Genomic DNA, 25,194 nt, shown 5'->3' with positions numbered 1-25,194 from the left:
ATTAAACGAGCATTTCCAGGTATTCGACCAACTCTTGACCATACTCAAGAGCGAGCTGTTCTTTGTCCAGCAGCTCTACGCCTGCTTGCTTGGCGTTTTTCTGTATTATCTGCGCTTCGTGGTTGAAGTCTGCGCCAATCAATTGGATCGGCGAACCATCCGGAATGTTAGGGTCTTCCATGATGTTGACGAGCTCGATGAGTCTCTGGATCTGAGGAGTGGCTTTTTCCATCCAGAGTGAAGCAGACCGCTCACCAGTTTCAATCGCCCGCTGTGCCGCTTCCCAAGTACGCACCATGTTGTCCCGGTCGTTCTTTACGGCTGCCAGAGCGATTTTATCGCCCTTGCAGGCCAGCAGCTCTGAGCAGTTCGTGCAATCGGCAAACTTGATACAGGGCCCAGCACGCCAGCTGCGTCGACATATACCGTACCGGCTGCGGTGATAAGGGCCTTGACCATAGTTGGCGGCTTCATCCTCCGACACCGGAGGGAGTGTTTCATGCTCCTGCTTGGTCTGCATGATTGAGGAAGCTCTTACCAGTCGTTGCTCTGGCGTCTCATGCAGGTATGTCCGACTCTGCTGTATGGAAGCACGGCTGCTCCATTCAGTAATTTGCTCTATCGATACCCCATGCTGTTTGGCAAGTCGGTTTACGAAGTGTCGTAGGCTATGAGGATTTAGTCGTAGCGGATCAAATCCATGCTTGGTAAAAAAACAAAGAGGCCGCTGATTTTTTCTGTCAGCCTTAACCGTTCCATCCAATCGCTTTCTGTAGTAATCAGGATTGAAAGGCGCCAGCAGAACCGGACTCGTACTCGAACATGCACCGAGTTGCAAGCGCCTAAAGCACATCAAAGACTCGCTCATTTTAAGTGGTTTGAGCTCCGCTTGAGGTCTTTCCTGATACGGAAAATAAGGGTTCAGCTTGCGATGTGCTGCCAGGATAATCTGCCAAAGAGAATTGAGGGTAAAGCCAGTAAGTGAATAGGTGCCGGTATACTTTTTGATGAAGTCCTCGCAGGCTTTGCGGTGAGCATATCCCAAAGCTTGGGCAACTTGATCGCGCGTGAGTTCTTGATCATCAGAGACATTCGGACAGTTAGCATGCCTGTAGAACTTGGTTGGATTTGTCTCCATGTACATGGCGAGCCGGCGACCCTCCTCGGTAATCGTGGTGAGTCTATCGGTGGCCTCTTGGGCAACCTCCGACATAGTTGTTGGCACAGCTTTTCGCGTGTAGCTGCGAGTCTTCGGAACGTAGTATGCGAGGTAGCGCTGGAGGGTGCCATGCTTGTCTTTATCGGATCGAAGGCAATCTTTGCGCCAACGGAGGGTTTCTCCAATTCTCATAGGGGCCGAAAGAAGCAAGGCTGTCACCGATGTTACCATTATGTCGCTATCGTCCAGCTCAGCTATTGGACGGCTGAACACGTCGGCTATGGTGAAAAGTGCGTCTTGATTAGCGACTCTCTTCGCCTTGACATCGGACGGTGCATTCGCTCCCCGAAGATGGTGGTAGGAGTCGCCTCTTATGTAGGGATTTTGCCAGCGAATGACTTCAGCAGGTACGATTAACTTTTCAGACAGCAAGCTTAGAATCTGTAGTAGAGAATTAACAATAGCCTGCCTACCGGCGAAATCCGACAAGAGCTCAGTGGCTCTGTTGAAGTGCCGGGTATGTACTCTCGTGATATCAGGAAAGGCCATGTCCTCTACAAGCGCTTTTTCTAATGCCCGAAATGCTTGCATCTCACGTGGAAGATTTTTATGTGGTTTCAGGCTATGACGGTAGCGCAAGTAAGATTTGATTACCTCGATGAGCGCCGGATGAATAAGCTGATCTTCAGTGGGCTCCACTGACCAATGAAGCCCGACACTTTCAAAATTAGTGAATCTGAAGCGAGAATCTTTAGCTGTGTCAGGCCAGGAGGCCGCCCCCCAGGTAAAGCTATCTTCGTCCGCCCAGAGCGTTAGCTCTTCCCGGCAATACTTAATGAATTGTTTTAGATTAGTTTGTGGGCTCAGTTTGGGGTTAGGATTAAAGCTGACGAGTTTGAGATCGGCGCACATTATTGCTGCTCACGTTTAATTTTGCAGAGCTCAATACACCGCTCTACTGCTCGGATGTCGTCTGAGAGGTCAATCGGGATGAGCAAGTTGCGCATGCTGCCCGGCCTGATTATCGCTTGCTCCTGAGCCTGTCGGTAGCGCAGAGCTTCAAGCACCTCCTCGTGTGGCGCGTCGGCTAAGGGCTCAAAACTTCTGCATCGATAACAAGGGATCGGAATGGACGTTGTTGCGCAAAAGCTGAATTTTCCGCACCGGCCAACGTAATTTAGCTTATCGTCCTTAGCAAATTCGAGGCGCTTAAGTGGATCGTTAGGGTGGGTAGATTCTGCATCGGTTGCGATAATTTTCCCGTGGAAAGCTTGAGCGATCGTTACTAATCCAGTGGACATTTTTTCGTCAAGCTCACGAGCCGTTTCTGCCGGGTCGTTATGATACGATTTCAAAGCATCGTCATTATTGTGGCCGAGCCAATACGAAAGTACGGGTTTTGGTACGCCTTGCCTGGCCAATTGACGAACTCTGGTGTGGCGTAGTCGTATTGCATTTAAGAGCAGTGGCCTACCGGTTCTTCGGCTAATGGGGCGTTCCGGTAGAGCTTTCTTACGGGGGAAGGGGCCTCCGATGCTCATATTGTAGGTTAAAGAAATCACTCGCCCTAACCGCGTAGGTGCGAGGTGAAAAAGCTCATCATGCAAATGCTTTGAAGGTTCCAGTCCGAGCGTGTCTTTGAGAATTTTCGCTGACCTAATGATGCGAAGCTGAGTCGTGAAAATAGGAAGTTGGTCGATGTCTTTTGCGCTAAGGGTTAGACCAAAGACTTGCTCGAAAACAAATGTGATTTCTTTTTTTTGAATCTTAAGCATATTCCACAGATGATCGGCAATTGGATGAGCTTCGAATTTTCCTCCTCTAAACTCAGTGTCCAACCCTTGTTCCTTTGCTCCGGGAAAATGGATTTCATTATCGCTTCGTTTAACTGGCGCTTTATTGTTGGCAGGCTTCAAGTCTTCAAATTTTAAGCTGCTTAGTTGGCTCGGGCGACGGGCGTATTGAAGAGATAGGAGTCGAATTAGAGCTGGTTGAGTTGATCCGGTAAGGTCATAGTTGTCCCATGTTGCGCGTAGTACATCGTCATATTCTTCATCCGTCAGCCAGCTTTTTATGGGGTCATCTGACTCAACGTTGTTCGAGGTGGTTTGAGGCGCAGCCGCTTGCGCCAAAAAGTTCAACGCATCATCTGTAACTGCCGTCGGGAAGCGAGCTCGCCAATACTCAAGAAAAATACGGGCTGGGTATTTTCGCGGGCGCATAGATTTATTATTTAGGGCATAACTTGCCCACTGTACATCAAAAACATTTGGTGGGCAGTCTTTTGAAGAAACACAAAATGTCGAAATAAGATCCATAACTACTGATGTCGAGAAGCGGCGACTGTCAATAAACGTCAGCAAGCCTTGCTTGAAGGAGTTTTTTGTCTCAGGATCTAAATTACTCAAAAATAACTCGCAGTCGATATCGCGCCTACCTAGATGGATTAGGCGGTCTCCATCCCAAAATACTCTACCGTCAACGGCAGATCGGGCGGTGGCATCAAGATCTAAGGCGATATCCTCCGAGCTTATGGTGTCTCCATCAATACTGAAATTCTTTTCATCCAGATTAAGCAATGGTAGAGCTGTGGCCGATTTTTTCATTTTATTGGTCGTTCCGTGTCACGAGCCACAACTCTGCCTATATTCATTGCTTTCTCTTTCCTGTGTCGCTGGTTATAGACTTTTGCCATATTTGATCCAGGAGCCCAGCCCATCGATTCCTCACGTGACTCCGCCTCTTCTGTTTCGGTTAGGCCGAATTCGTCTGCATAAAGTGAAAATCTATAATTCCAGTCGTGACGAAAAGCGTGCGGGTGGATGCTGTTAGCGATGGACGGAAAAGAGTTTCGTAGATATAGAAAGGCCGAGTTGAAGCCGTTTACTGTTATTGGCTGCCCCTCGGTGCGCCCAGCTCGGTGAACGCAAAAAATGAAGGCATTGTCGCTGTATCCTACATTTCTCAGCTCTGATCGGTATTCGATACGATATTTAATAAGTTGCTGTTCTAGTTCTTCTGAAATCGGAACAGAGCGTCCCAGTGTTTTAGCCACTGGTTGATTAGCTCTACGGTCAAGTTCATCGTCATGATTTCGCTCAATGACAAGGTAGGCGCCTTGGCCACCACTTGCCTCAACAAAATTTTTGAGCTTGAGAGACAACAGCTCTCCACGCCTCATGCCGGTCTCGTAGAGAATCCTAAGCATAACGATATTGCGCAATCGAGTGCCACGATGTAATGGGGTGCTTAGCCCCTGAAAAGGATTGCAGAATAGGGAAAGTAGTTGTGTTCGGGCGAGCTCAGGTAGTTTCTCGTCTAAAAGTCTCTGTTTACGTCTAGCCTTTGATCCGGTGCGCTTTATAATTTTTGACTTCAAACGGTTGGCTTGGTCGTCAACAAGCTTTCGGATCTCGATATCGTTTCGATTTGGTAGGAGCTCGTCTGTTAGCCACGCAATATACGAACAGATGTGGGCCCAGTAGGAATTGAATTTTGACGAACCGATGACATTGTCTGTCTTGCCCCTCCGACGAGCTCGCACGTTCTCTGCGAGGCTATCTATTTCATTCGCGGCCAGCAATTCACCCGCAAGAAATCTGTCCTCAATGCTAAAATTACGGTCGCGTTCCCATTCGCTCAATCGACGGATTCCATCCAGAGCCGCTAGCTGGGTTTGGTGAGTATTGTTCGGCTTGAGGTGGCGGGACATGAAGGCTGAAGGGTAGAAAAGTGGGATACCTGGTGCGTCTGGGCTGAAAAGGAGTGAAAAGCGCTCGCCGTTGCGGGCGATATAGGATTTGATTTGAAAAGTCATGTTTACATTTTGTCCGGTATGTCATGGTTACACAATTGTCGGTTACATTTTTTTTACAGGTAGCTGTAGGAAATGCTGAGTGATATCATTGATTTAAAGGTTTTCGAGGAAGAGCAGTACCATGGTTGACAAATTTTCTCCTCAGAGAATGGTAGTACTCGATACCGAAACCACCGGCATGCCGGTGACCGATGGTCACCGGATTATCGAAATCGGTTGTGTCGAACTGATCGGTCGGCGCCTCACGGGCCGGCATTTCCACGTCTACCTGCAACCGGATCGCGAGAGTGACGAAGGCGCCATCGGCGTCCACGGCATCACCAACGAATTCCTCGTCGGCAAGCCGCGTTTTGCCGAAGTCGCCGATGAGTTCTTCGAGTTCATCAAAGGCGCGCAGTTGATCATCCACAACGCGGCGTTCGACGTTGGCTTCATCAACAACGAATTCGCCTTGATGGGGCGACAGGATCTCGCAGACATCACGCAACACTGCTCGATCCTCGACACCCTGATGATGGCCCGGGAACGTCACCCGGGTCAGCGCAACAGCCTCGATGCATTGTGCAAACGTTATGGCGTCGACAACTCCGGCCGTGAACTGCACGGCGCCTTGCTCGACTCCGAGATCCTCGCCGACGTCTACCTGACCATGACCGGTGGCCAGACCAGCCTGTCGCTGGCCGGCAACGCCTCCGACGGCAATGGCACCGGCGATGGTTCGGACAACTCCGCTACCGAGATTCGTCGCTTGCCGGCTGATCGCCAGCCAGCACGGATCATTCGTGCGACTGAAGATGAACTGGCTGCGCATCTGGTGCGGCTGGAGATCATTGCCAAGTCGGCCGGTGGACCGGCATTGTGGACGCAGATTGCCGAGGCTGACGCGCAGGCTTGAAGATCAAAAGATCGCGTTGCTGACAACTGGCCACCCTCGCCACTTTCGCTGCAACCCTCTACCCTGAATGCATTGGCGGATTCGAATCCGCCGCCTCAGGACTCTGAGCCTCATGTACAAAGACTTGAAATTTCCGGTGTTGATTGTCCATCGTGATATCAGGGCCGACACGGTCGCCGGCGATCGTGTCCGAGGCATTGCCCGGGAGTTGGAGCAGGAAGGTTTCAGTATCGTTTCGGCCACCGACTACGCAGAAGGGCGTCTGGTGGCTTCGACCCATCATGGTCTGGCATGCGTGTTGATTGCCGCTGAGGACGCCAGCACCGACTCGCATCTTTTGCAGAACATGGCCGAACTGATCAGCCTCGCACGGGTGCGGGCGCCGGATCTGCCGATCTTCGCCTTGGGCGAGCAAGTCACCCTGGAAAATGCCCCCGCCGACGCCATGGCCGAGCTCAATCAACTGCGCGGCATCCTTTACCTGTTCGAAGACACCGTACCGTTTCTCGCCCGGCAAGTGGCGCGGGCGGCGCGCAAGTATCTCGACGGTTTGCTGCCACCGTTTTTCAAGGCGCTGGTGCAACACACCGCCGACTCCAATTATTCCTGGCACACCCCCGGCCATGGCGGCGGCGTGGCGTATCACAAGAGTCCGGTGGGGCAGGCGTTTCATCAGTTTTTCGGTGAAAACACTCTGCGCTCCGACTTGTCAGTGTCGGTGCCCGAACTCGGTTCGCTGCTCGATCACACCGGCCCGCTCGCCGAGGCGGAAGCCCGCGCAGCACGCAACTTCGGAGCCGACCACACTTTTTTCGTGATCAACGGCACTTCGACCGCCAACAAGATCGTCTGGCATTCGATGGTCGCTCGCGATGATCTGGTGTTGGTGGATCGCAACTGCCACAAGTCGGTGCTGCACGCGATCATCATGACCGGCGCGATCCCGCTGTACCTGTGCCCGGAGCGTAATGAACTGGGGATTATCGGCCCGATACCGCTGAGCGAATTCAGCCGCGAATCGATCCAGGCCAAGATCGACGCCAGTCCGCTGACCAAGGGGCGCGCGCCGAAAGTGAAACTGGCGGTGGTCACCAACTCGACCTACGACGGGCTCTGTTACAACGCCGAACTGATCAAGCAAAGCCTGGGCAACAGCGTCGAAGTACTGCATTTCGACGAGGCCTGGTACGCCTATGCGGCGTTTCACGAGTTCTTCGCCGGGCGCTATGGCATGGACACTTCGCGCAGCGAAGACAGCCCTCTGGTGTTTACCACCCATTCCACTCACAAGATGCTGGCGGCGTTCAGTCAGGCCTCGATGATTCATGTGCAGGACGGCGGCGCGCGGCAACTGGATCGTGATCGTTTCAATGAAGCATTCATGATGCACATCTCGACCTCGCCGCAGTACAGCATCATCGCCTCGCTGGACGTGGCTTCGGCGATGATGGAAGGCCCGGCCGGGCGCTCGCTGTTGCAGGAAACCTTCGACGAAGCCCTGAGTTTTCGCCGTGCGCTGGCCAATCTGCGTCAGCACATCGCGGCGGATGACTGGTGGTTTTCGATCTGGCAGCCGCCGGGTGTCGAAGGCATCGACCGCGTCCACACCGAGGACTGGCTGCTCAAGCCCGACGCCGACTGGCATGGTTTCGGCGAGGTCAGCGACGATTACGTGTTGCTCGATCCGATCAAGGTCACGCTGGTGATGCCGGGCCTGAACGCCGGTGGCGCGTTGAGCGAGAAGGGCATCCCGGCGGCGGTGGTCAGCAAGTTCCTCTGGGAGCGTGGGCTGGTGGTGGAGAAGACCGGGCTGTATTCGTTTCTGGTGTTGTTCTCCATGGGCATCACCAAAGGCAAATGGAGCACGTTGCTCACCGAGTTGCTGGAGTTCAAGCGCAGTTACGACGCTAATGTAAGTCTGGCGACGTGTCTGCCGTGTGTCGCCCAGCAAGATACCGCACGCTATCGCGGCATGGGCCTGCGGGATTTGTGCGATCAATTGCACGCCTGTTATCGCAGCAATGCCACCGCCAGGCATCTCAAACGCATGTACACGGTGCTGCCGGAAATCGCCATGAAGCCGGCCCACGCATACGATCATCTGGTGCGCGGTGAAGTCGAGGCGGTGCCGATCGATGAGCTGGAAGGACGAATTGCCGCCGTGATGCTGGTGCCGTACCCGCCGGGCATTCCGTTGATCATGCCGGGTGAGCGCTTTACCGAGTCGACTCGCTCGATCATCGATTACCTGAAATTTGCCCGCACGTTCGATAGCAGCTTCCAGGGTTTCGTTGCCGATGTACATGGACTGCAACATGAAGACGAAGGCAATGGGCGGCATTACACCGTCGATTGCGTCAAGGAATGAGGAGCTTCGCGAGCATGCAACCGGTCATGAATCCAAAACACCCAGGGCTGTCGGTGCGGGTTGCCGATGAAGGTTTTGCGCCTTATATCTGGGGCAGCGACTTCAGTTTTGAAGTCGCGGCGTATGGTGTCGCTGTTATCGGCAAACCCGTCGACCAGTGGCGGGTGACGCCCATCGTGCCGTACCGCAAGTGCTATGGTATTGATCCCGAGGAATTCAGCAGCTTTCACAAAGCTGCCGACAGCGCGATATTCATGGCCTACCTCGATGATGAGCCAGTGGGCCATCTGGTGATCAGCACCAACTGGAACGGCTTCGCCCATATCGATGAACTGGCGGTGCACGCGCCGGCCCGTCGCCATGGCGTGGCCAAGGCATTGCTGGATGTGGCGCAGTTCTGGAGTCGCAAGAAGAAGCTGCCGGGCATCATGCTCGAAACCCAGAACAACAACCTCGGTGCCTGTCGGCTGTATGAGCGATGCGGGTATGTGATTGGCGGCGTCGACAAGTTGCGTTATCGCGGTATTGATCCGAACACCGCCGAAGAGGCGCTGTTCTGGTATCGATTGTTCGATAACCCGCTGGAAAATCCGCTCAGTTCGACAACATCGCCTCGGCTTGTTCCGTGATGATCGCCAGTAACGTCTGAATCGCCGATGAGGGGGCGGCGTGTTTGAAGGTCAGGGCGTAGAGGCTGATCGGCACGGCAGGCGACAGCGGGCAGACATCCAGCCCGGTCGCACGTGCACCGAGCGCGGTAAACGGGTCGACGATGGCCAGCCCTTCGCCAGCCTCGACCATGCTGCGCATCATCTGGTGGGTTTGCACGCGGGTCTGGATACTCGGCGCCGGGCGCACGGCCTGGAGTTTGTTATCCAGCGCCGGGCTCAGCGGGTCCTGACCCTCGAGTCCGACCATCGCCTGGCCCGCCAGATCCTGTAGGGAAATGTACTTTTGTCTGGGTTGTAGCCAGCCATGCGGCGCGAGCAGTTGCAGCTTGCTCTGGGCCAGTGGCTGGCAATGAATGTCGGGGTGTTCGGGATCATGCAGGCTCAAGCCGAGATCGCTTTCGCGCAGCAGCAAGCTGCGGACGATGTCGCGGGTCGGCGCGCTGAGCAGGCTGCACGGTGCATCTGGCAGGCGTCGACGCAGGGCGGCCAGGCTGTGCGGGAGTAATTGTTGCGCCAGCGGCGGGGTGCCGATGATGCGCAGCGGCGGTGCGAGGTATTGCTTGAGGCTGCTGGCCAGGCGTTGCACCGGCTCCAGCGCTTCGTAAACGTGCGCGATTTCCACCTGCAACGCCCGCGCCTCGGGTGTCGATTGCAGGCGCCCGCGAACGCTGGCGAACAGCATGAACCCCAATTGACTCTCGGCTTCACGCAAACGCTCTTCGACTTCGGTCACCGGCAACTGCAGCCATTCGGCGGCGGTGCCCATGTGACCAGTCTGCAAGAGCGCCTGAATCACTTCGATATGGCGTAAACGCATGCGTGAAGTCCATGTTCAGCAGGTGGGGTCAGAGGCCGAATCCTACCCCAAGTCTGCGCATATGACTTCTGCTCATAACGCACGCTTATGAAGCGACGATTGGCTCAGGTTCGCGCGTCAGGATAATGCCCGACTGAACCAGCTTGAATTCAGCGTCATCAAGTTTCTCGATGCGATCGCCAATCGCCAGTTTGTAAGTGGTGACGGGCTCCTTGCCGGTGATTCCGTCCGCCGACGGAGTGGATTCCTGGAACTCATGCACGGAATAAACGCGGCCTTCCGCATCTCTTGCATGGAACTGACCGACGAGTACTGCTGCCATCTGCTTAGAACCTCTGGAGATAAAACGCTTGATTTGCGGCTTGGTAGACCGTCATCAAGTGCTGTAAGTTTTCCTACAGGAAAAAAATAATCAGCAGGCGGGAATTTCCCTCCTCTGCTGGTGAAATCGTCATCGGATCATCTATAACTAGTGGCTCCCCCACTGACAGTCGAGAGTTTCCATGAGCAATGTCTACAACGTCGCAGTAGTGGTTGGTAGCCTGCGTAAAGCTTCGATCAATCGCAAGGTCGCTTTGGCACTGGCTGAGCTGGCGCCGGCGAACCTGAAGCTTGAGATTGTCGAGATTGGCGACCTGCCTCTGTACAACGAAGACATCGACGGTGATTCACCGCCCGCAGCCTACAGCACTTTCCGTGAAAAAGTGGGTTCATCCGACGCGTTGTTGTTTGTGACGCCGGAGTACAACCGTTCCGTGCCGGCACCGCTGAAGAACGCCATCGATGTCGGCTCGCGGCCTTACGGCAAGAGCGCCTGGAGCGGCAAGCCGGGCGCGGTGATGAGCGTATCGCCGGGGGCAATCGGTGGTTTTGGCGCGAACCAGCATCTGCGCCAGTCGTTTGTGTTTCTTGATGTTCACTGCATGCAGCAACCGGAAGCCTATTTGGGTGGCGCGGGCTCGGCATTTGACGAGGCGGGTAAATTGAGCGAGTCGGTGAAGCCGTTCCTGCAAAAGTTTATTGATGCCTACGGCCAGTTCGTCGAGCAACACAAAAAGTAAAGACCTCTTAACCGAAGCCCTGTGGAAGCGAGCTTGCTCGCGAAGGCGGACCTTCAATCACCAATAATGTGTGGCTGAAGGCCTCTTCGCGAGCAAGCTCGCTCCCACAGGTTTTGTGGATTGGCTTATTTCCCCCATTGAAGGTTGTTACGAATGCTCTTTGCGTCACTGATTTTTTTACTGACCATTACCCTTGTGATCTGGCAACCCAAAGGCCTAGGTGTCGGCTGGAGTGCGACGTTGGGCGCGGTGTTGGCGCTGATCTTTGGGGTCGTGCACCTGAGTGATATCCCGCTGGTGTGGCAAATCATCTGGAACGCCACCGGCACTTTTGTCGCGCTGATCATTATCAGTCTGCTGCTCGACGAAGCCGGTTTTTTCAATTGGGCCGCATTGCACGTGGCGCGCTGGGGGCGGGGCAGCGGGCGCAAGCTGTTTGCCTTCATGGTGCTGCTCGGCGCGCTGGTGTCGGCGCTGTTCGCCAATGATGGAGCGGCGTTGATTCTTACGCCGATTGTCATTTCCATGCTGCTGGCGCTGCGTTTTTCGCCCGCAGCGACCCTGGCGTTCGTCATGGGTGCAGGGTTTATCGCCGACACCGCAAGCCTGCCGCTGGTGGTGTCGAACCTGGTCAACATCGTCTCGGCGGACTTCTTCAACATCGGCTTCAACCGCTATGCGGCGGTGATGGTGCCGGTGAACTTCGTCAGTGTGGCCGCGACGCTGGGCATGCTGATGTGGTTTTTCCGTCGCGATATTCCGGCGGCTTACGACCCCGAACAGCTCGAGCGTCCAGAAACCGCGATCCACGACAAAGCCACGTTCTATGCCGGTTGGGCGGTGTTGGTGATTTTGCTGATCGGCTGTTTCGCGCTGGAACCGCTGGGCATTCCGATCAGCGCGATTTCCGCTGTCTGCGCGGCGCTGCTGCTGGCGATCGCCGCCCGTGGCCACAAGATTTCCACGCGCAAAGTGATGAAAGAGGCGCCGTGGCAGATCGTGATTTTCTCGCTGGGCATGTATCTGGTGGTCTACGGCCTGCGCAATGCCGGGTTGACCGGGTATCTGGCTGGCTGGCTCGATGGTTTCGCCGGATATGGCGTGTGGGGCGCGGCGTTCGGAACCGGCGTGCTGACAGCGCTGTTGTCATCGATCATGAACAACCTGCCGACGGTGCTGATCGGGCTCTTGTCGATTGATGCCAGTCAGGCGAGCGGGGTGGTCAAGGAGGCGATGATCTACGCCAACGTGATCGGCAGCGACTTGGGGCCGAAGATCACGCCGATTGGCAGTCTGGCCACTTTGCTGTGGCTGCATGTGCTGGAGCGCAAGGGAATCCGGATTGGCTGGGGGTATTACTTCCGGGTGGGGATTGTGCTGACAGTGCCGGTGTTGCTGGTGACGTTGGCGGCGTTGGCATTGCGCTTATCCCTTTGACCGATTGACCCGTTCGCTGGCAAGCCGGCTCCCACAGGATTCGCGGTGCACAAAGAACCCGAGGGAGCTGGCTTGCCAGCGATGTTGCCGGTATGAACACCACAGATCTCAGGGTTGCCCGGGGACATTCGGCCAAAGGTCGGACACCAGAAACAGCCGCTCCGCCTCTTCCCATTCCCCTCCCGCATTCTCGGTCAGGCGCACCATCAGTTGCGCTGGCGCCAAGGGTTCCAGCGCCTCGAGCCACATCTGCAAATGCTCACGGCTCCAGGTCTGATCCGCCGGGTAATGCGCTGGCGCCAGCCAGGCATGGCGGGGCAGGGGTTGCCAACGTCCCGGCGGACGCTGCGCCAGGAATGCCGGCCAGTCTTTCTGATGCAACCAACTGCCACGCAAATGCTGCGGATGCGCGCCATTCGGCGATTGCGACTTGCCGGGCCACGGGTACAGCAGATATCCGCCCAGCCACAGTTGTGCACTGAAGGCCTCGATATCCAGTGCCGCCAGGGTTTCACGGCTTTCCGGGCGCGCCGAAATCGGCAGTTGATGTTCGGCCAAGTGCGCCAGTTTACGATCCAGTCGATCATGGCAACCTGGCCCCAGCCACTGCGCCGGATCCTGGCCGTCGCCGTTTTGCGGGCCGAGGTAGAGTTTGATCGCCAGTTCCAGGTGATGCACGCCGTCGCGATCACGCAGCAGCATGTCCAGCTCGCCAAGGGTGTGCCCCTGGCGCCGGATCGGCAGATTGGCCGCGATCAACTCAATGCCTGGCGCGTGCTGCACGGCAAACTGCCACAGTCGCTCGTAATACAAACCCAGGCGCCGCGTGCGTGCCTGGGACAACCAGTGCAGCAAACCGCTGCTGTCGTGATCGAGCTGACGCAGCCATTGCTCCAGTCGCCCGGGATCGCTGACCCAGTCGCTGCCCGCCAGCGGATGGCGCTGCGGCCACGGCGTGGTCGCGAGCATCGGCGGGGCGAGGATCACCCACGCCAGATCGCGCACGTGCGGATGGCGTAATCGGTGGGGTAGCTGCAGCAGGTCGGGAAATAGGATCATCTTGCGAGCATAGCCTTAAACACGCGCCCTCCCTTGAGGCTGAAAGGATTTTGTCTAACGGCGGCTTTCGCCCATAATCGGGTTTTTCGCGTTTTCGATTGTCCGCAGAGGTCCCATGGAGCAATTTCGTAATATCGGCATCATCGGTCGCCTGGGCAGTTCTCAGGTGCTGGATACCGTCCGCCGACTGAAACGGTTTCTGCTCGATCGTCACCTGCATGTGATCCTCGAAGACACCATCGCCGAAGTCCTGCCAGGGCATGGCCTGCAAACCTCGTCGCGCAAGATGCTCGGTGAAGTCTGCGACATGGTCATCGTTGTCGGCGGCGACGGCAGCCTGCTCGGCGCCGCCCGAGCGCTGGCCAAACACAATACGCCGGTGCTCGGGATCAACCGTGGCAGCCTCGGGTTTCTCACCGACATTCGCCCGGATGAGCTGGAAGTCGAAGTCGCCAAAGTACTCGACGGCCATTACCTGGTGGAAAACCGGTTTCTGCTGCAAGCCGAAGTTCGCCGCCACGGCGAGGCCATCGGACAGGGCGACGCGCTCAACGATGTGGTGCTGCACCCCGGCAAGTCGACGCGAATGATCGAGTTCGAGCTGTACATCGATGGCCAGTTCGTCTGCAGCCAAAAGGCCGACGGCCTGATCGTCGCCACACCGACCGGCTCCACCGCGTATGCGCTGTCTGCCGGTGGCCCGATCATGCATCCCAAGCTCGACGCCATTGTGATCGTGCCGATGTATCCCCATATGTTGTCCAGCAGGCCAATTGTGGTCGATGGCAACAGTGAGCTGAAAATCGTCGTGTCCAAAGATATGCAGATCTACCCGCAAGTCTCCTGCGACGGGCAGAACCACTTCACCTGCGCGCCGGGCGACACCATCACTGTCAGCAAAAAAGCGCAAAAGCTGCGGCTGATTCACCCGCTCGACCACAACTACTACGAAGTCTGCCGGACCAAGCTCGGCTGGGGCAGCAAGTTGGGTGGTGGAGGCGACTGATGCTCGATCCCGCGCGCAGTTATGACTTGATTGGTGACGTGCACGGATGCGCGCTGACCCTCGAACACTTGCTTGATCGCCTCGGCTATCACAAGCAGGGCGGGGTCTGGCGGCATCCATCGCGCATGGCCGTGTTCGTCGGCGACATCATCGACCGTGGCCCGCGGATTCGCGAGGCGCTGCACATCGTCCACGACATGGTCGAGGCTGGTCAGGCCTTGTGCATCATGGGCAACCACGAATTCAACGCTCTGGGCTGGAGCACCCCGGCGCCACCGGGCAGCGGCAAGCAGTTTGTGCGCGAACACACGCCGCGCCATGCGCGCCTGCTGCATGAAACCCTGACGCAATTCGAAGATCATCCGGGCGACTGGCATGACTTCCAGCAGTGGTTCTATCAACTGCCGCTGTTCGTTGATGCCGGACGTTTTCGCGTGGTGCATGCCTGTTGGGATGCCGGCCTGATCGAGCCGTTGCGCGCGTTGTTCCCCGACGGCTGCATCGATGAACACTTCCTCCAGGCTTCGGCAGTGCCGGGCAGTTTCGCCTGCACCGTGTTCGACCGCTTGCTGCGCGGTACCGACATGCGCCTGCCCGACGGCCAGACCATGACCAGTGGCGATGGTCTGGTGCGTTCGTTCTTCCGCACCAAGTTCTGGGAAGACGATCCGAAAACCTACGGCGACATTGTCTTCCAGCCCGATGCACTGCCGGAGCCGGTGGCGCAAACCCCGCTGACTTCAACGGAAAAGAATTCCCTGCTGCGCTACGGTGTCGATGAGCCATTGCTGTTCGTCGGCCACTACTGGCGCAGCGGCAAACCGGCGCCGATCCGCCCGAACCTCGCGTGTCTGGATTACAGCGCGGTGCTCTACGGCAAACTCGTCGCCTATCGTCTGGATCAGGAAACGCGTCTGGATCCGCATAAATTTGTCTGGGTCGATGTCGAGCGGCCGGAGGTGCTGCAATGAGTTCGGTAGCGGTATTGCGTCTGCCCTTGGCGGTGGATCTGAGCGGTTTCGTCACGCTGTTGCAACGCATGCAAGTGCCCCATCGAGTCAGTGAAGAGGCGGGCGAACAGGTGCTGTGGGCACCTGCGGAGATCAGCGACGACGTGCGTTCGCTGTACGAGCGTTTTCCGGCGGGCGATCCCGATCAGCAGCTGGATATCCCGGTTGCGCAGACTTTCAAGCGCCCCGGGTTTGTCGAGCAACTGAAGCATGCCAAGGCTACCGGGTTCATCCTGCTGCTGAGCCTGATCGTCGGCGGCCTGACCTTCCTCGGCGAAAATCTTGAAACCCTTCGCTGGCTGACCTTTCTCGATTTTCGCGTGATCGGCGAGTACATCCACTTCACACCATTGGCCGACAGCCTCGCGGCGGGGCAGTGGTGGCGTCTGGTCACGCCGATGCTGATTCACTTTGGCATCCTGCACCTGGCCATGAATGGCATGTGGTACTGGGAGCTGGGGCGGCGCATTGAGTCGCGTCAGGGCAGCATCAACCTGATCGGCCTGACCTTATTGTTCAGCCTCGTTTCCAACTACGCGCAATTTGTCTGGAGCGGCGCGACCCTGTTCGGCGGCCTGTCCGGCGTGCTTTACGGCTTGCTCGGGCATTGCTGGATCTTCCAGTTGCTGGCGCCGAACCCGGCTTATCGCCTGCCGCGCGGCGTGTTGGTGATGATGCTGGTGTGGCTGGTGGTGTGCATGTCCGGGCTGATCTCGATGATCGGTTTCGGCGAAATCGCCAACGCCGCGCATGTCAGCGGGTTACTCATCGGATGCTTCACCGGTTTGTTGGGTGGTTTGTATAACCGCCGTAAACTGGCCATCTAATTTTAGTTTGTAGATAAAGAGCACGGAGACCCAGATGTCCTCTTTTAACGACATGATCAAGAACATCACCCCGGACATCTACGAGAGCCTGAAACTGGCCGTGGAAATCGGCAAGTGGGCCGACGGTGGCAAGCTCACCGCCGAACAGCGCGAGTTGTCGTTGCAGGCAATGATCGCCTGGGAAATCCAGAACCTGCCTGAAGATCAGCGCACCGGTTACATGGGCCCGCAAGAATGTGCGTCGAAGTCGATCGAAGTGCCGAACATCCTGTTCAAGTCGGATGCCATCCATTGATTGAGATTGGCCGCGGTGCAATCAGCAAAATGTCGGCGCGCCTTGACGGGCCGAACGTGCAATATGCGTTTCGTCTGGATGACGTCGAGGTGCCGGTCAATCCGTTGATCGGCACGACGGTGCGTCTGGAGTATCTGGGGGCGATCCACTGCACCCATTGCGGGCGCAAGACCAAAACCAGTTTCAGCCAGGGGTATTGCTACCCGTGCATGACCAAACTGGCGCAGTGCGATCTGTGCATCATGAGCCCGGAGCGTTGCCACTTTGATGCGGGCACCTGCCGGGATCCGGTGTGGGGCCAGCAGTTTTGCATGACCGACCACGTGGTCTATCTGGCCAATTCCTCGGGCATTAAGGTCGGCATTACCCGTGCTACCCAATTGCCGACGCGCTGGCTTGATCAGGGCGCCAGTCAGGCATTGCCCATCATGCGTGTGTCCACGCGGCAGCAGTCGGGCTTCGTTGAAGACTTGTTCCGCAGTCAGGTGGCGGACAAAACCAACTGGCGTGCGCTGCTCAAGGGCGATGCGGTGTCTGTGGATCTGGCGCAGGTGCGTGATCAGTTGTTTGAAAGCTGCGCCGAAGGTCTGCAAGGCTTGCAAGAGCGATTCGGCCTACAAGCCATTCAGACGATTGCCGATGTAGAACCTCTCGAAATCCGCTATCCGGTCGAGCAATACCCGGCCAAAATCGTCAGCTTCAACCTGGACAAGAACCCCATTGCCGAAGGCACGCTGCTGGGAATCAAGGGCCAGTACCTGATCTTCGACACCGGCGTGATCAATATTCGCAAGTACACGGCTTATCAGCTCGCCGTGCATCAATAAGGATTCCAGCATGCGCACCGAACAACCGAAGATGATTTACCTCAAGGACTATCAGGCGCCCGAGTACCTGATTGACGAAACGCACCTGACCTTCGAGTTGTTCGAGGACCACAGCCTGGTCCATGCGCAACTGGTGATGCGCCGCAACCCGGCGCGTGGCGCGGGCCTGCCGCCGCTGGTGCTTGATGGCCAGCAACTGGAACTGCTGTCGGTGACGCTGTCCGATCAGGAACTGAGTGCCGACGCTTATCAGCTCAGCGAAAACAACCTGATCCTGCAGCCGACCAGCGAAACCTTCACGGTCGACACCAGCGTCAGGATCCACCCGGAAACCAACACTGCGCTGGAAGGCCTGTACAAGTCCGGCGCGATGTTCTGCACCCAATGCGAGGCCGAAGGCTTCCGCAAAATCACCTATTACCTCGACCGCCCGGACGTGATGAGCAAGTTCACCACCACCGTGGTGGCCGAACAGCACAGCTATCCGGTGCTGCTGTCCAACGGCAACCCGATTGCCTCGGGGCCAGGCGAAGACGGCCGGCACTGGGCAACGTGGGAAGATCCGTTCATGAAACCGGCGTATCTGTTCGCGCTGGTGGCCGGTGACTTGTGGTGCGTTGAAGACACCTTCACCACCATGACCGAGCGCGAAGTCGCGCTGCGCATCTACGTCGAACCGGAAAACATCGACAAATGCCAGCACGCCATGAACAGCCTGAAGAAGTCGATGCGCTGGGACGAAGAGGTCTATGGTCGCGAGTACGATCTGGACATCTTCATGATCGTCGCCGTGAATGACTTCAACATGGGCGCCATGGAGAACAAGGGTCTCAACATCTTCAACTCCAGCGCCGTGCTGGCCCGTGCCGAAACCGCCACCGATGCCGCACACCAGCGGGTCGAAGCGATCGTCGCCCACGAATACTTCCACAACTGGTCGGGCAACCGCGTGACCTGCCGCGACTGGTTCCAGCTGTCGCTCAAGGAAGGCTTCACCGTATTCCGCGATTCGGGCTTCTCCGCCGACATGAACTCGGCCACGGTCAAGCGCATTCAGGATGTCGCCTACCTGCGCACCCACCAGTTTGCCGAAGACGCCGGCCCGATGGCCCACGCCGTGCGCCCGGACAGCTTCATCGAGATTTCCAACTTCTACACCCTGACCGTGTACGAAAAGGGTTCGGAAGTGGTCGGCATGATCCACACCCTGTTGGGTGCCGAAGGCTTCCGCAAAGGCAGCGATCTGTACTTCGACCGTCACGATGGCCAAGCCGTGACCTGCGATGACTTCATCAAGGCCATGGAAGACGCCAACGGTGTTGATCTGACCCAGTTCAAACGCTGGTACAGCCAGGCCGGCACGCCGCGTCTGGCAGTGAGCGAGTCTTACGATGCTGCGGCGAAAACCTACAGCCTGACCTTCCGCCAAAGCTGCCCGGAAACCCCGGACAAGGTGGAAAAACTGCCGTTCGTGATCCCGGTTGAATTGGGCCTGCTCGACAGCAAAGGCAATGAGATTGCCCTGCGTCTGAGCGGCGAAGCGTCGGCCCAAGGCACCACCCGCGTGATTTCGGTGACCGAGGCTGAGCAGACGTTCACCTTCGTCGATATCGCTGAACAGCCGCTGCCATCCTTGCTGCGCGGTTTCTCGGCGCCGGTGAAACTGAGCTTCCCGTACAACCGCGATCAACTGATGTTCCTGATGCAGCACGACAGCGACGGTTTCAACCGCTGGGATGCCGGTCAGCAACTGTCGGTACAGGTGCTGCAAGAACTGATCGGCCAGCAGCAGAAGGGCGAAAGCCTGAAGCTCGACCCGCGTCTGGTGTCGGCACTGCGCACGGTGCTGTCCGATGAATCGCTGGATCAGGCGATGGTTGCCGAGATGCTCTCGCTGCCGGGTGAGGCGTACCTCACCGAAATCAGCGAAGTCGCAGACGTTGATGCCATCCATAGCGCGCGTGAGTTTGCCCGCAAGCAACTGGCTGAAGGGTTGTTCGAGGCGCTGTGGCTGCGTTATCAGGCCAACCGCGACCTGTCGAAGAAAACCCCGTACGTGGCCGAGGCCGAACACTTTGCCCGTCGTGCGCTGCAGAACATCGCGCTGTCGTACCTGATGCTCAGCGGCAAGCCGGAAGTGCTGGCAGCGGCGCTGGAGCAGTTCGAAACGGCCGACAACATGACCGAGCGCCTGACCGCGCTGGCAGTGTTGGTCAACTCGCCGTTTGATGAGCAGAAGGACCTGGCGCTGGCGAGTTTCGCCGAGCACTTCAAGGACAATCCGCTGGTCATGGATCAGTGGTTCAGCGTGCAGGCCGGCAGCACGTTGCCGGGCGGTCTTGCGCGGGTAAAAGCGCTGATGCAGCACCCGGCGTTCAACATCAAGAACCCGAACAAGGTGCGTGCGCTGGTGGGGGCTTTTGCCGGGCAGAACCTGATCAACTTCCACGCGGCGGATGGCTCCGGTTATCGCTTCCTCGCGGATCTGGTGATCGAGCTGAATGGCTTCAACCCACAAATCGCTTCGCGCCAACTGGCACCGCTGACGCGCTGGCGCAAATACGACAGCGCCCGTCAGGCGTTGATGAAAGGCGAACTGGAGCGGATTCTGGCTTCGGGGTCGCTGTCCAGTGATGTGTATGAGGTGGTGAGCAAGAGCCTGGCGTAATGCTCGCCTAATCAATATCTTCGGCAAACACAAAACCCTGTAGGAGCTGCGGCACGCTGCGATCTTTTGATCTGATCTTTAAATCAACATCAAAAGATCGCAGCGTGCCGCAGCTCCTACAGGGGGTTTGCGTTTTTTCAGTTACTTCAAATCAAACCGATCCAGATTCATCACCTTCGTCCACGCTGCGACGAAGTCCTTAACAAACTGGTCCTTCGCATCCGCACTCGCATACACCTCCGCGACCGCCCGCAATATCGCGTTGGAACCAAACACCAGATCAACCCGCGTCGCCGTCCATTTCACGCTACCGTTTTTACGGTCGCGGCCTTCAAACGCGTCCGCGTCCGGTGAGGTCGGCTTCCACTCCACGCCCATGTCCAGCAGGTTGGTGAAGAAGTCGTTGGTCAGCGCTTCGGTCTGACTGGTGAACACGCCATGGCGGGTTTGCCCGACGTTAGTGTTCAGCACCCGCAGACCACCGAGCAACACGGTCATTTCCGGCGCGGTCAGGGTGAGCAATTGCGCCTTGTCGATCAGTAGCGCCTCGGCCGCTACGGTGTATTTCCCCTTGCTGTAATTGCGGAAGCCATCGGCAATCGGCTCGAGAAAACCGAATGACTCGACGTCGGTCTGCTCCTGAGTCGCATCCGTACGTCCCGGCGAAAATGGCACGGTGACCGCGTGGCCGGCATTTTTCGCCGCTTGCTCGACCCCGGCATTACCCGCCAGCACGATCAGGTCGGCCAGCGAAACTTTCTTGCCGGTTGCGCCGCCATTGAACTCGCCCTGAATCCCTTCGAGGGTTTGCAGGACCTTGGCCAATTGCTCAGGCTGGTTGGCCTGCCAGAACTTCTGCGGTGCCAGACGCAGGCGACCACCGTTGGCGCCACCGCGTTTGTCCGAACCACGGAACGTCGACGCCGCCGCCCAGGCGGTCGAAACCAGTTGCGAGACGGAAAGCCCCGATGCCAGCACTTTGCTTTTCAGCGTGGCCACATCGTTATCGTCGATCAGCGGATGAGTGACCTCGGGAATCGGGTCTTGCCACAGCAGCTCCTCGTTCGGCAGTTCCGGGCCGAGGTAGCGTGACAGCGGGCCCATGTCGCGGTGGATCAACTTGTACCAGGCGCGGGCAAATGCATCGGCCAACTGGTCGGGATTGGCCAGGAAACGCCGGGAGATCTGCTCGTAAGCCGGATCGAAGCGCAGCGCCAGGTCAGACGTCAGCATGGTCGGGTCGATACGTTTGTTCGGGTCATGGGCATGGGGAATGGTGCCAGCGCCCGCGCCATTTTTTGGTTTCCACTGGTGCGCGCCGGCCGGGCTTTTGGTCAGCTCCCACTCGAAGCCGAACAGGTTTTCCAGGTAGTTGTTGCTCCACTGGGTTGGCGTGGTGGTCCAGGTCACTTCGAGGCCACTGGTGATGGTGTCAGCGCCCTTGCCGGTGCCGAAGCTGTTTCTCCAGCCCAGACCTTGTTCTTCCAGCCCGGCGGCTTCCGGTTCAGCACCGACGTTATCGGCAGGGCCGGCGCCGTGGGTTTTGCCGAAAGCGTGGCCGCCGGCGATCAGCGCCACGGTTTCCTCATCGTTCATGGCCATGCGGCCGAAGGTTTCGCGAATGTCGTGGGCCGACGCTACCGGGTCCGGATTGCCCTCGGGGCCTTCCGGATTCACATAAATAAGCCCCATCTGCACCGCGGCGAGCGGATTTTCCAGATTGCGTTCACCCTGGTCGGTGCGGCTTTCTTCTTTGCCATGCAAATCCGGCTCGGCGACCAGCGTACCGTCACCGGGCTCCTGCATCGGCTCCTTGCTTTTGCCGTAACGGCTGTCGCCGCCCAGCCATTCGTTTTCCGAGCCCCAGTACACGTCCTCATCCGGTTCCCAGACATCCGCGCGACCACCGGAGAAGCCGAAGGTCTTGAAGCCCATGGATTCCAGCGCGACGTTACCGGTGAGAACAATCAGGTCAGCCCAGGAAATATTGCGACCATATTTCTGTTTGATAGGCCACAGCAGGCGGCGGGCCTTGTCGAGACTGACGTTGTCCGGCCAGCTATTGAGCGGGGCAAAACGTTGCTGGCCGGAGCCGGCACCACCGCGGCCATCCGCGGTGCGATAGGTGCCGGCGCTGTGCCAGGCCATGCGCACGAAGAGCGGGCCATAGTGGCCAAAGTCTGCCGGCCACCAGTCCTGGGAGTCGGTCATCAGTGCGCGCAGGTCTTGTTTCAGCGCCTGGAAGTCCAGGCTTTTGAAGGCTTTGGCGTAGTCGAAGTCCTTGCCCAGCGGATCGGACTTGGGCGAGTGCTGACTCAGGATCTTCAGGTTGAGTTGATTCGGCCACCAGTCACGGTTCGTCGTACCACCACCGGCGGCGTGGTTGAACGGGCATTTCGATTCATTTGCCATGTTCGGGTCCTTATCAGGTCTGCGACGGCCGGCTCGTGCCGACTTCGGACTTGTAAGGCTAGACCCGAGTTGGCGAGTCGGCTAATAGCCCGACTATTGGACGCTGATAGGCAGAGTCTTTTACCGTAGATGTTGCTGCAAAACCCTCACTCGGCATAGCGCATAACCCCCTGTAGGAGCTGCCGAAGGCTGCGATCTTTTGACGTTGGTCTTTAAAAAGCAAGATCAAAAGATCGCAGCCTGCGGCAGCTCCTACACGGGATTGCGCAGTCAACTCGACTGCGCGGCCTCGTCCTCAAGCACGTCGTCGAGAATGTCCTCTTGTCCCGGTATTTCAGTAATCACACTGAAATCCGTAACCTCCACCGCGCCCAGTCCATAACCCAGCAAATGGAACGAGAACGCCTTGCGCTGCTGCGGGTTATCAAAGCTGAAATCCATCTCCAGCGGTTGATCCGCCGTGGCGACCATTTCTGCTGGCAAGCCCAGTTGCACGTCCTGCTCGAACTCCTTGGCCTTGAGCTGGATGTACGCCGCCTGTTGCGGATCGACAGAGCGCACGGTCAGGCGCACGCGGGTGTGCGAGCCCTTGGGCATTTCCAGGTATTGCGCGCCGATCAGGTTGTCGGCCCAGTCGTCGTTGATTTGTGCTTGCAGCGCAATGACGTTGGTGCTGCCGAACTGATAGCGATGGTTGAGTGGGGTGCGCAGCAGCGACAGGTCGAGTGCCGAGGCGCGGGCGGCGACTTGCCGGGCGCGCTGGCCGCTGTAGCTGCCCTTGAACGTGGCGCGCTCGGCGATGAAGCCGGCGCTTTCGTAGTAGCGGCAGCGGCGCGGCATGTCACATTCGGAAAAGATGCCCTGGCCGTTGTGATAGCGCAGTTTGCCGTTGGTGTACGACATGATTTCACGACCGGAATCGTAGTTGCGAAACAGCGAACGGCCACTTAGCGCGGAGGGCACGGGCAGGTCGAAGTAGTCGAGGATCGACGTGCTCAGATCCACATGACCATAGACCCCGGCATTTAGTCGCGGCAGTTGTGGTTGCTCCGGCGCCAGCGTCAGATTGAAGCCCCACGACGAGGCCAGACGTACGCCGTCGATGCCGTGGGATTCATCGGAGGTGATCACCACCAGCGTGTCTTTGAGCACACCTTGGCGCTCAAGCCCTGCGAGGAACTGGTCCAGCGCATCGTCCAGATAACCGACGGCGGCCTGCTTGGGTGTCTCGTAGCGCTCCAGGTATTCGTCCGGCGCGGAGTAGGGCTGATGAGTGCCGACCGTCAACAACGTCAGCATCCACGGCTGTTTCTGCTTGTTCAGTTGGCCGACGTAATCCAGCGCACCCTCGAAGAACGCTTTGTCATCCTTGCCCCACGGAAACTCCAGGTAGTTGGCATTGGTGAACCATTCCAGGCCATGAGTCGCATCGAAACCGATGTGCGGCATGATCTTGTCTTTGGCCATGAAGCGCAGGCCGGCGCCTTGCAGGTAGTGGGTGCTGAAGCCATGTTCGCGCAGCTGCGCCGGCAGGCAGGCCTGATTGCGTTCCTTCTGGGTGAGCATTTCCACGCCTTTGGGCGTGCCGTTGTTGAGTTTGTCGTAATCGCCACAGAGCATCGCGTACAGACCGCGAATGGTCTGGTGCGTGTGCAGAACGTAATCCGGAGTGTTCATGCCGCGCTCGGCCCAGCGGCTGAGGTTGGGCATAAGGTCTTCCTGATAATGGCTGCCGATGGCTTCGCGATTGGCGCGGATGTAAGCCCCGGGAATGCCTTCCAGGGCAATGATCAAGACGTTGCGTGCTTGCCCCGGCGCGGCCAGCAGTTTTTGACCGTTAAGGTCGACGTCGGTGAGCCCGGCCATCGCCGGTGTGGCTTCTTCGACATCACCGTCAAGCCATTCCTCGGCTTGAATCTGAATATCGGCGACCTGAGTGGCGAGCAATTGATGCGGCAGGTTGTACGCGCGCCACGGATCGTCCTCGCTCGGCCACAGATTCTGCGCGCCCCAGTGCGCGGCGAAAAATACCAGCGGCGCGCTCCAGACCGCGCGGGGCAGGGGTGGGCGGACAATGCCGCGACCGGTGAACTGCGTCAGCAGCCAGAACGCCAAGGCCAGCAGCAATGTGATGCCCAGCGCCGGATGCGCCAAACCACCGCCGGTGGAGTTTTCGACAAATTGCGGATCAATCAGGTAATGCAGATCGGAAGGATTCGGCAAACGGCCAACAGCGCTGACCAACTCGGCCGTTGCCACCGCCAGCAGCGCCCAGAACACCAGCACCGGCATCGCCAGCCACCATGCCCGGCGATGCAGCAGAACCACCAACAGACTGCCAATGGCCAGGTCCGACAGATAACCCAGCGGTGTCGACCAGCCCAGCGTCGCGCGCAGGCACACCGGCACGATCAGTACCAGCAGAATCAGAGAGAACAGGCGGGCATGCGGCTGCCGCAACCAGCGAAAAAGAGCGCTCACAAAAAAAGACCTTCCAGTCATTAAATCGTCAAAAAAGTGTGGGTGATGATACCAAGGGTGAGCTGTCTGATCGCCTTTTAAAACTTGAAGGTGATCCGGTGTCGGGAGCACTTGTAAGCGTGGGCACCGAGCTGGAGCCCAGTCAGGGGCGGGTGTCTGACAATTAACCGGAATACGGCAGGCGAATCGGTGCAGGCGTTTTTTTGTTTCAGGCTGTTTAACCGAAACTGGGATCCGCCTGCACCGACTTTTGCTCAGTTCAAGCCATCATCAAAAATGCTTTCAATCGACAGCTCAAACGCCCGGGCAATCTGGAAGGCCGAGGATCCACATCAAGCCCATAACTGGCCACACGCAAGTCCACGCGATGTGCGGCGCGCCGAC

General features: G+C 57.6%; 19 protein-coding genes. 11 read left to right on the top strand and 8 right to left on the bottom strand.

The genetic code is table 11. From position 1 onward, the window contains the following. Position 1 precedes the first annotated feature (1 nt). From AB4P92_RS03420 to AB4P92_RS03410, 3 genes are read right to left on the bottom strand one after another with little or no spacing between them, the layout of a single operon-like run. Positions 2 to 2,071: an integrase gene (locus AB4P92_RS03420; RefSeq protein WP_395598868.1), complete on the bottom strand. Its 2,070-nt coding sequence runs from the start codon at positions 2,069 to 2,071 to the stop codon at positions 2 to 4. Then, positions 2,071 to 3,765, bottom strand: a complete 1,695-nt coding sequence (locus AB4P92_RS03415; protein ID WP_395598867.1) for a site-specific integrase — start codon at positions 3,763 to 3,765, stop codon at positions 2,071 to 2,073. The genes AB4P92_RS03420 and AB4P92_RS03415 overlap by 1 nt, the downstream gene beginning before the upstream one ends. Next, positions 3,762 to 4,976: a site-specific integrase gene (locus tag AB4P92_RS03410; protein ID WP_395598866.1), complete on the bottom strand. Its 1,215-nt coding sequence runs from the start codon at positions 4,974 to 4,976 to the stop codon at positions 3,762 to 3,764. Before AB4P92_RS03410 ends, AB4P92_RS03415 begins: the two co-directional genes overlap by 4 nt. A 121-nt stretch (positions 4,977 to 5,097) precedes the next feature. Between AB4P92_RS03410 and dnaQ the strand changes: the two genes are divergently transcribed. From dnaQ to AB4P92_RS03395, 3 genes are all read left to right on the top strand, one after another. Continuing rightward, positions 5,098 to 5,871, top strand: coding sequence for a DNA polymerase III subunit epsilon (dnaQ, locus tag AB4P92_RS03405; RefSeq protein ID WP_395598865.1), 774 nt, complete (start codon positions 5,098 to 5,100; stop codon positions 5,869 to 5,871). Between the two features lie 112 nt (positions 5,872 to 5,983). Continuing rightward, complete coding sequence (locus tag AB4P92_RS03400) at positions 5,984 to 8,239, top strand: Orn/Lys/Arg decarboxylase N-terminal domain-containing protein (protein WP_042558808.1); 2,256 nt, start codon at positions 5,984 to 5,986, stop codon at positions 8,237 to 8,239. 14 nt (positions 8,240 to 8,253) lie between these two features. Further along, positions 8,254 to 8,868, top strand: a complete 615-nt coding sequence (locus AB4P92_RS03395; RefSeq protein WP_047300753.1) for a GNAT family N-acetyltransferase — start codon at positions 8,254 to 8,256, stop codon at positions 8,866 to 8,868. Here the strand turns inward: AB4P92_RS03395 and AB4P92_RS03390 are convergent. Together AB4P92_RS03390 and AB4P92_RS03385 are read right to left on the bottom strand one after the other, a co-directional pair. Next, on the bottom strand, positions 8,834 to 9,727 hold the full coding sequence (locus AB4P92_RS03390) for a LysR family transcriptional regulator (protein ID WP_395598864.1): 894 nt from the start codon (positions 9,725 to 9,727) through the stop codon (positions 8,834 to 8,836). The genes AB4P92_RS03395 and AB4P92_RS03390 overlap by 35 nt on opposite strands. 85 nt (positions 9,728 to 9,812) lie before the next feature. After that, complete coding sequence (locus AB4P92_RS03385) at positions 9,813 to 10,049, bottom strand: hypothetical protein (RefSeq protein WP_042558811.1); 237 nt, start codon at positions 10,047 to 10,049, stop codon at positions 9,813 to 9,815. A gap of 181 nt (positions 10,050 to 10,230) precedes the next feature. On the opposite strand from AB4P92_RS03385, the gene AB4P92_RS03380 reads away from it, so the two are divergent. Both AB4P92_RS03380 and AB4P92_RS03375 read left to right on the top strand, forming a co-directional pair. After that, entirely contained in the window at positions 10,231 to 10,788 is a 558-nt protein-coding gene (locus tag AB4P92_RS03380) for an NADPH-dependent FMN reductase (RefSeq protein WP_042558812.1), read from the top strand. 153 nt (positions 10,789 to 10,941) lie between these two features. Beyond that, the gene (locus AB4P92_RS03375) at positions 10,942 to 12,225 is read left to right on the top strand and encodes an arsenic transporter (RefSeq protein WP_042558813.1); all 1,284 of its coding nucleotides are present in this window, start codon (positions 10,942 to 10,944) and stop codon (positions 12,223 to 12,225) included. Positions 12,226 to 12,333: 108 nt separating this feature from the next. Here the strand turns inward: AB4P92_RS03375 and AB4P92_RS03370 are convergent, their stop codons facing one another. Continuing rightward, entirely contained in the window at positions 12,334 to 13,284 is a 951-nt protein-coding gene (locus AB4P92_RS03370; RefSeq protein ID WP_395598863.1) for a DUF1853 family protein, read from the bottom strand. 115 nt (positions 13,285 to 13,399) lie between these two features. On the opposite strand from AB4P92_RS03370, the gene AB4P92_RS03365 reads away from it, so the two are divergent. Genes AB4P92_RS03365 through pepN form a run of 6 tightly spaced genes read left to right on the top strand, consistent with a single transcriptional unit; the run spans position 13,400 to position 19,917 of the window. Next, complete coding sequence (locus AB4P92_RS03365) at positions 13,400 to 14,290, top strand: NAD(+) kinase (RefSeq protein ID WP_042558815.1); 891 nt, start codon at positions 13,400 to 13,402, stop codon at positions 14,288 to 14,290. Further along, positions 14,287 to 15,261, top strand: coding sequence for a metallophosphoesterase (locus AB4P92_RS03360; protein WP_390896401.1), 975 nt, complete (start codon positions 14,287 to 14,289; stop codon positions 15,259 to 15,261). Before AB4P92_RS03365 ends, AB4P92_RS03360 begins: the two co-directional genes overlap by 4 nt. Further along, entirely contained in the window at positions 15,258 to 16,127 is an 870-nt protein-coding gene (locus AB4P92_RS03355) for a rhomboid family intramembrane serine protease (RefSeq protein ID WP_042558817.1), read from the top strand. The genes AB4P92_RS03360 and AB4P92_RS03355 overlap by 4 nt, the downstream gene beginning before the upstream one ends. 34 nt (positions 16,128 to 16,161) lie before the next feature. Beyond that, positions 16,162 to 16,422: a YeaC family protein gene (locus tag AB4P92_RS03350; protein WP_042558818.1), complete on the top strand. Its 261-nt coding sequence runs from the start codon at positions 16,162 to 16,164 to the stop codon at positions 16,420 to 16,422. After that, the gene (locus AB4P92_RS03345; RefSeq protein WP_047300760.1) at positions 16,419 to 17,249 is read left to right on the top strand and encodes a DUF2797 domain-containing protein; all 831 of its coding nucleotides are present in this window, start codon (positions 16,419 to 16,421) and stop codon (positions 17,247 to 17,249) included. Before AB4P92_RS03350 ends, AB4P92_RS03345 begins: the two co-directional genes overlap by 4 nt. A gap of 10 nt (positions 17,250 to 17,259) precedes the next feature. Further along, positions 17,260 to 19,917 carry an aminopeptidase N gene (pepN, locus tag AB4P92_RS03340; RefSeq protein WP_395598862.1) on the top strand — a complete coding sequence of 886 codons (2,658 nt, stop codon included), beginning with the start codon at positions 17,260 to 17,262 and terminating at the stop codon, positions 19,915 to 19,917. A 141-nt stretch (positions 19,918 to 20,058) separates the two neighbouring features. Here pepN and katG read toward each other — a convergent pair whose 3' ends face one another. Beyond that, positions 20,059 to 22,329 (bottom strand): catalase/peroxidase HPI, encoded by a 2,271-nt coding sequence (gene katG / locus AB4P92_RS03335; RefSeq protein ID WP_395598861.1) that lies wholly within the window; start codon positions 22,327 to 22,329, stop codon positions 20,059 to 20,061. 270 nt (positions 22,330 to 22,599) lie between these two features. Next, a complete protein-coding gene (locus tag AB4P92_RS03330; protein ID WP_395598860.1) occupies positions 22,600 to 24,810 on the bottom strand; it encodes an LTA synthase family protein in 2,211 nt (736 codons plus the stop codon). Between the last annotated feature and the right edge of the window lie 384 nt (positions 24,811 to 25,194).

Origin of the sequence: Pseudomonas sp. A0308 (assembly GCF_044218815.1) — a bacterium.
Lineage (GTDB): Bacteria > Pseudomonadota > Gammaproteobacteria > Pseudomonadales > Pseudomonadaceae > Aquipseudomonas > Aquipseudomonas iridis.
Note: the sequence above shows the minus strand (reverse complement) of the source record. Positions and strands in the feature narration are given on the sequence as shown.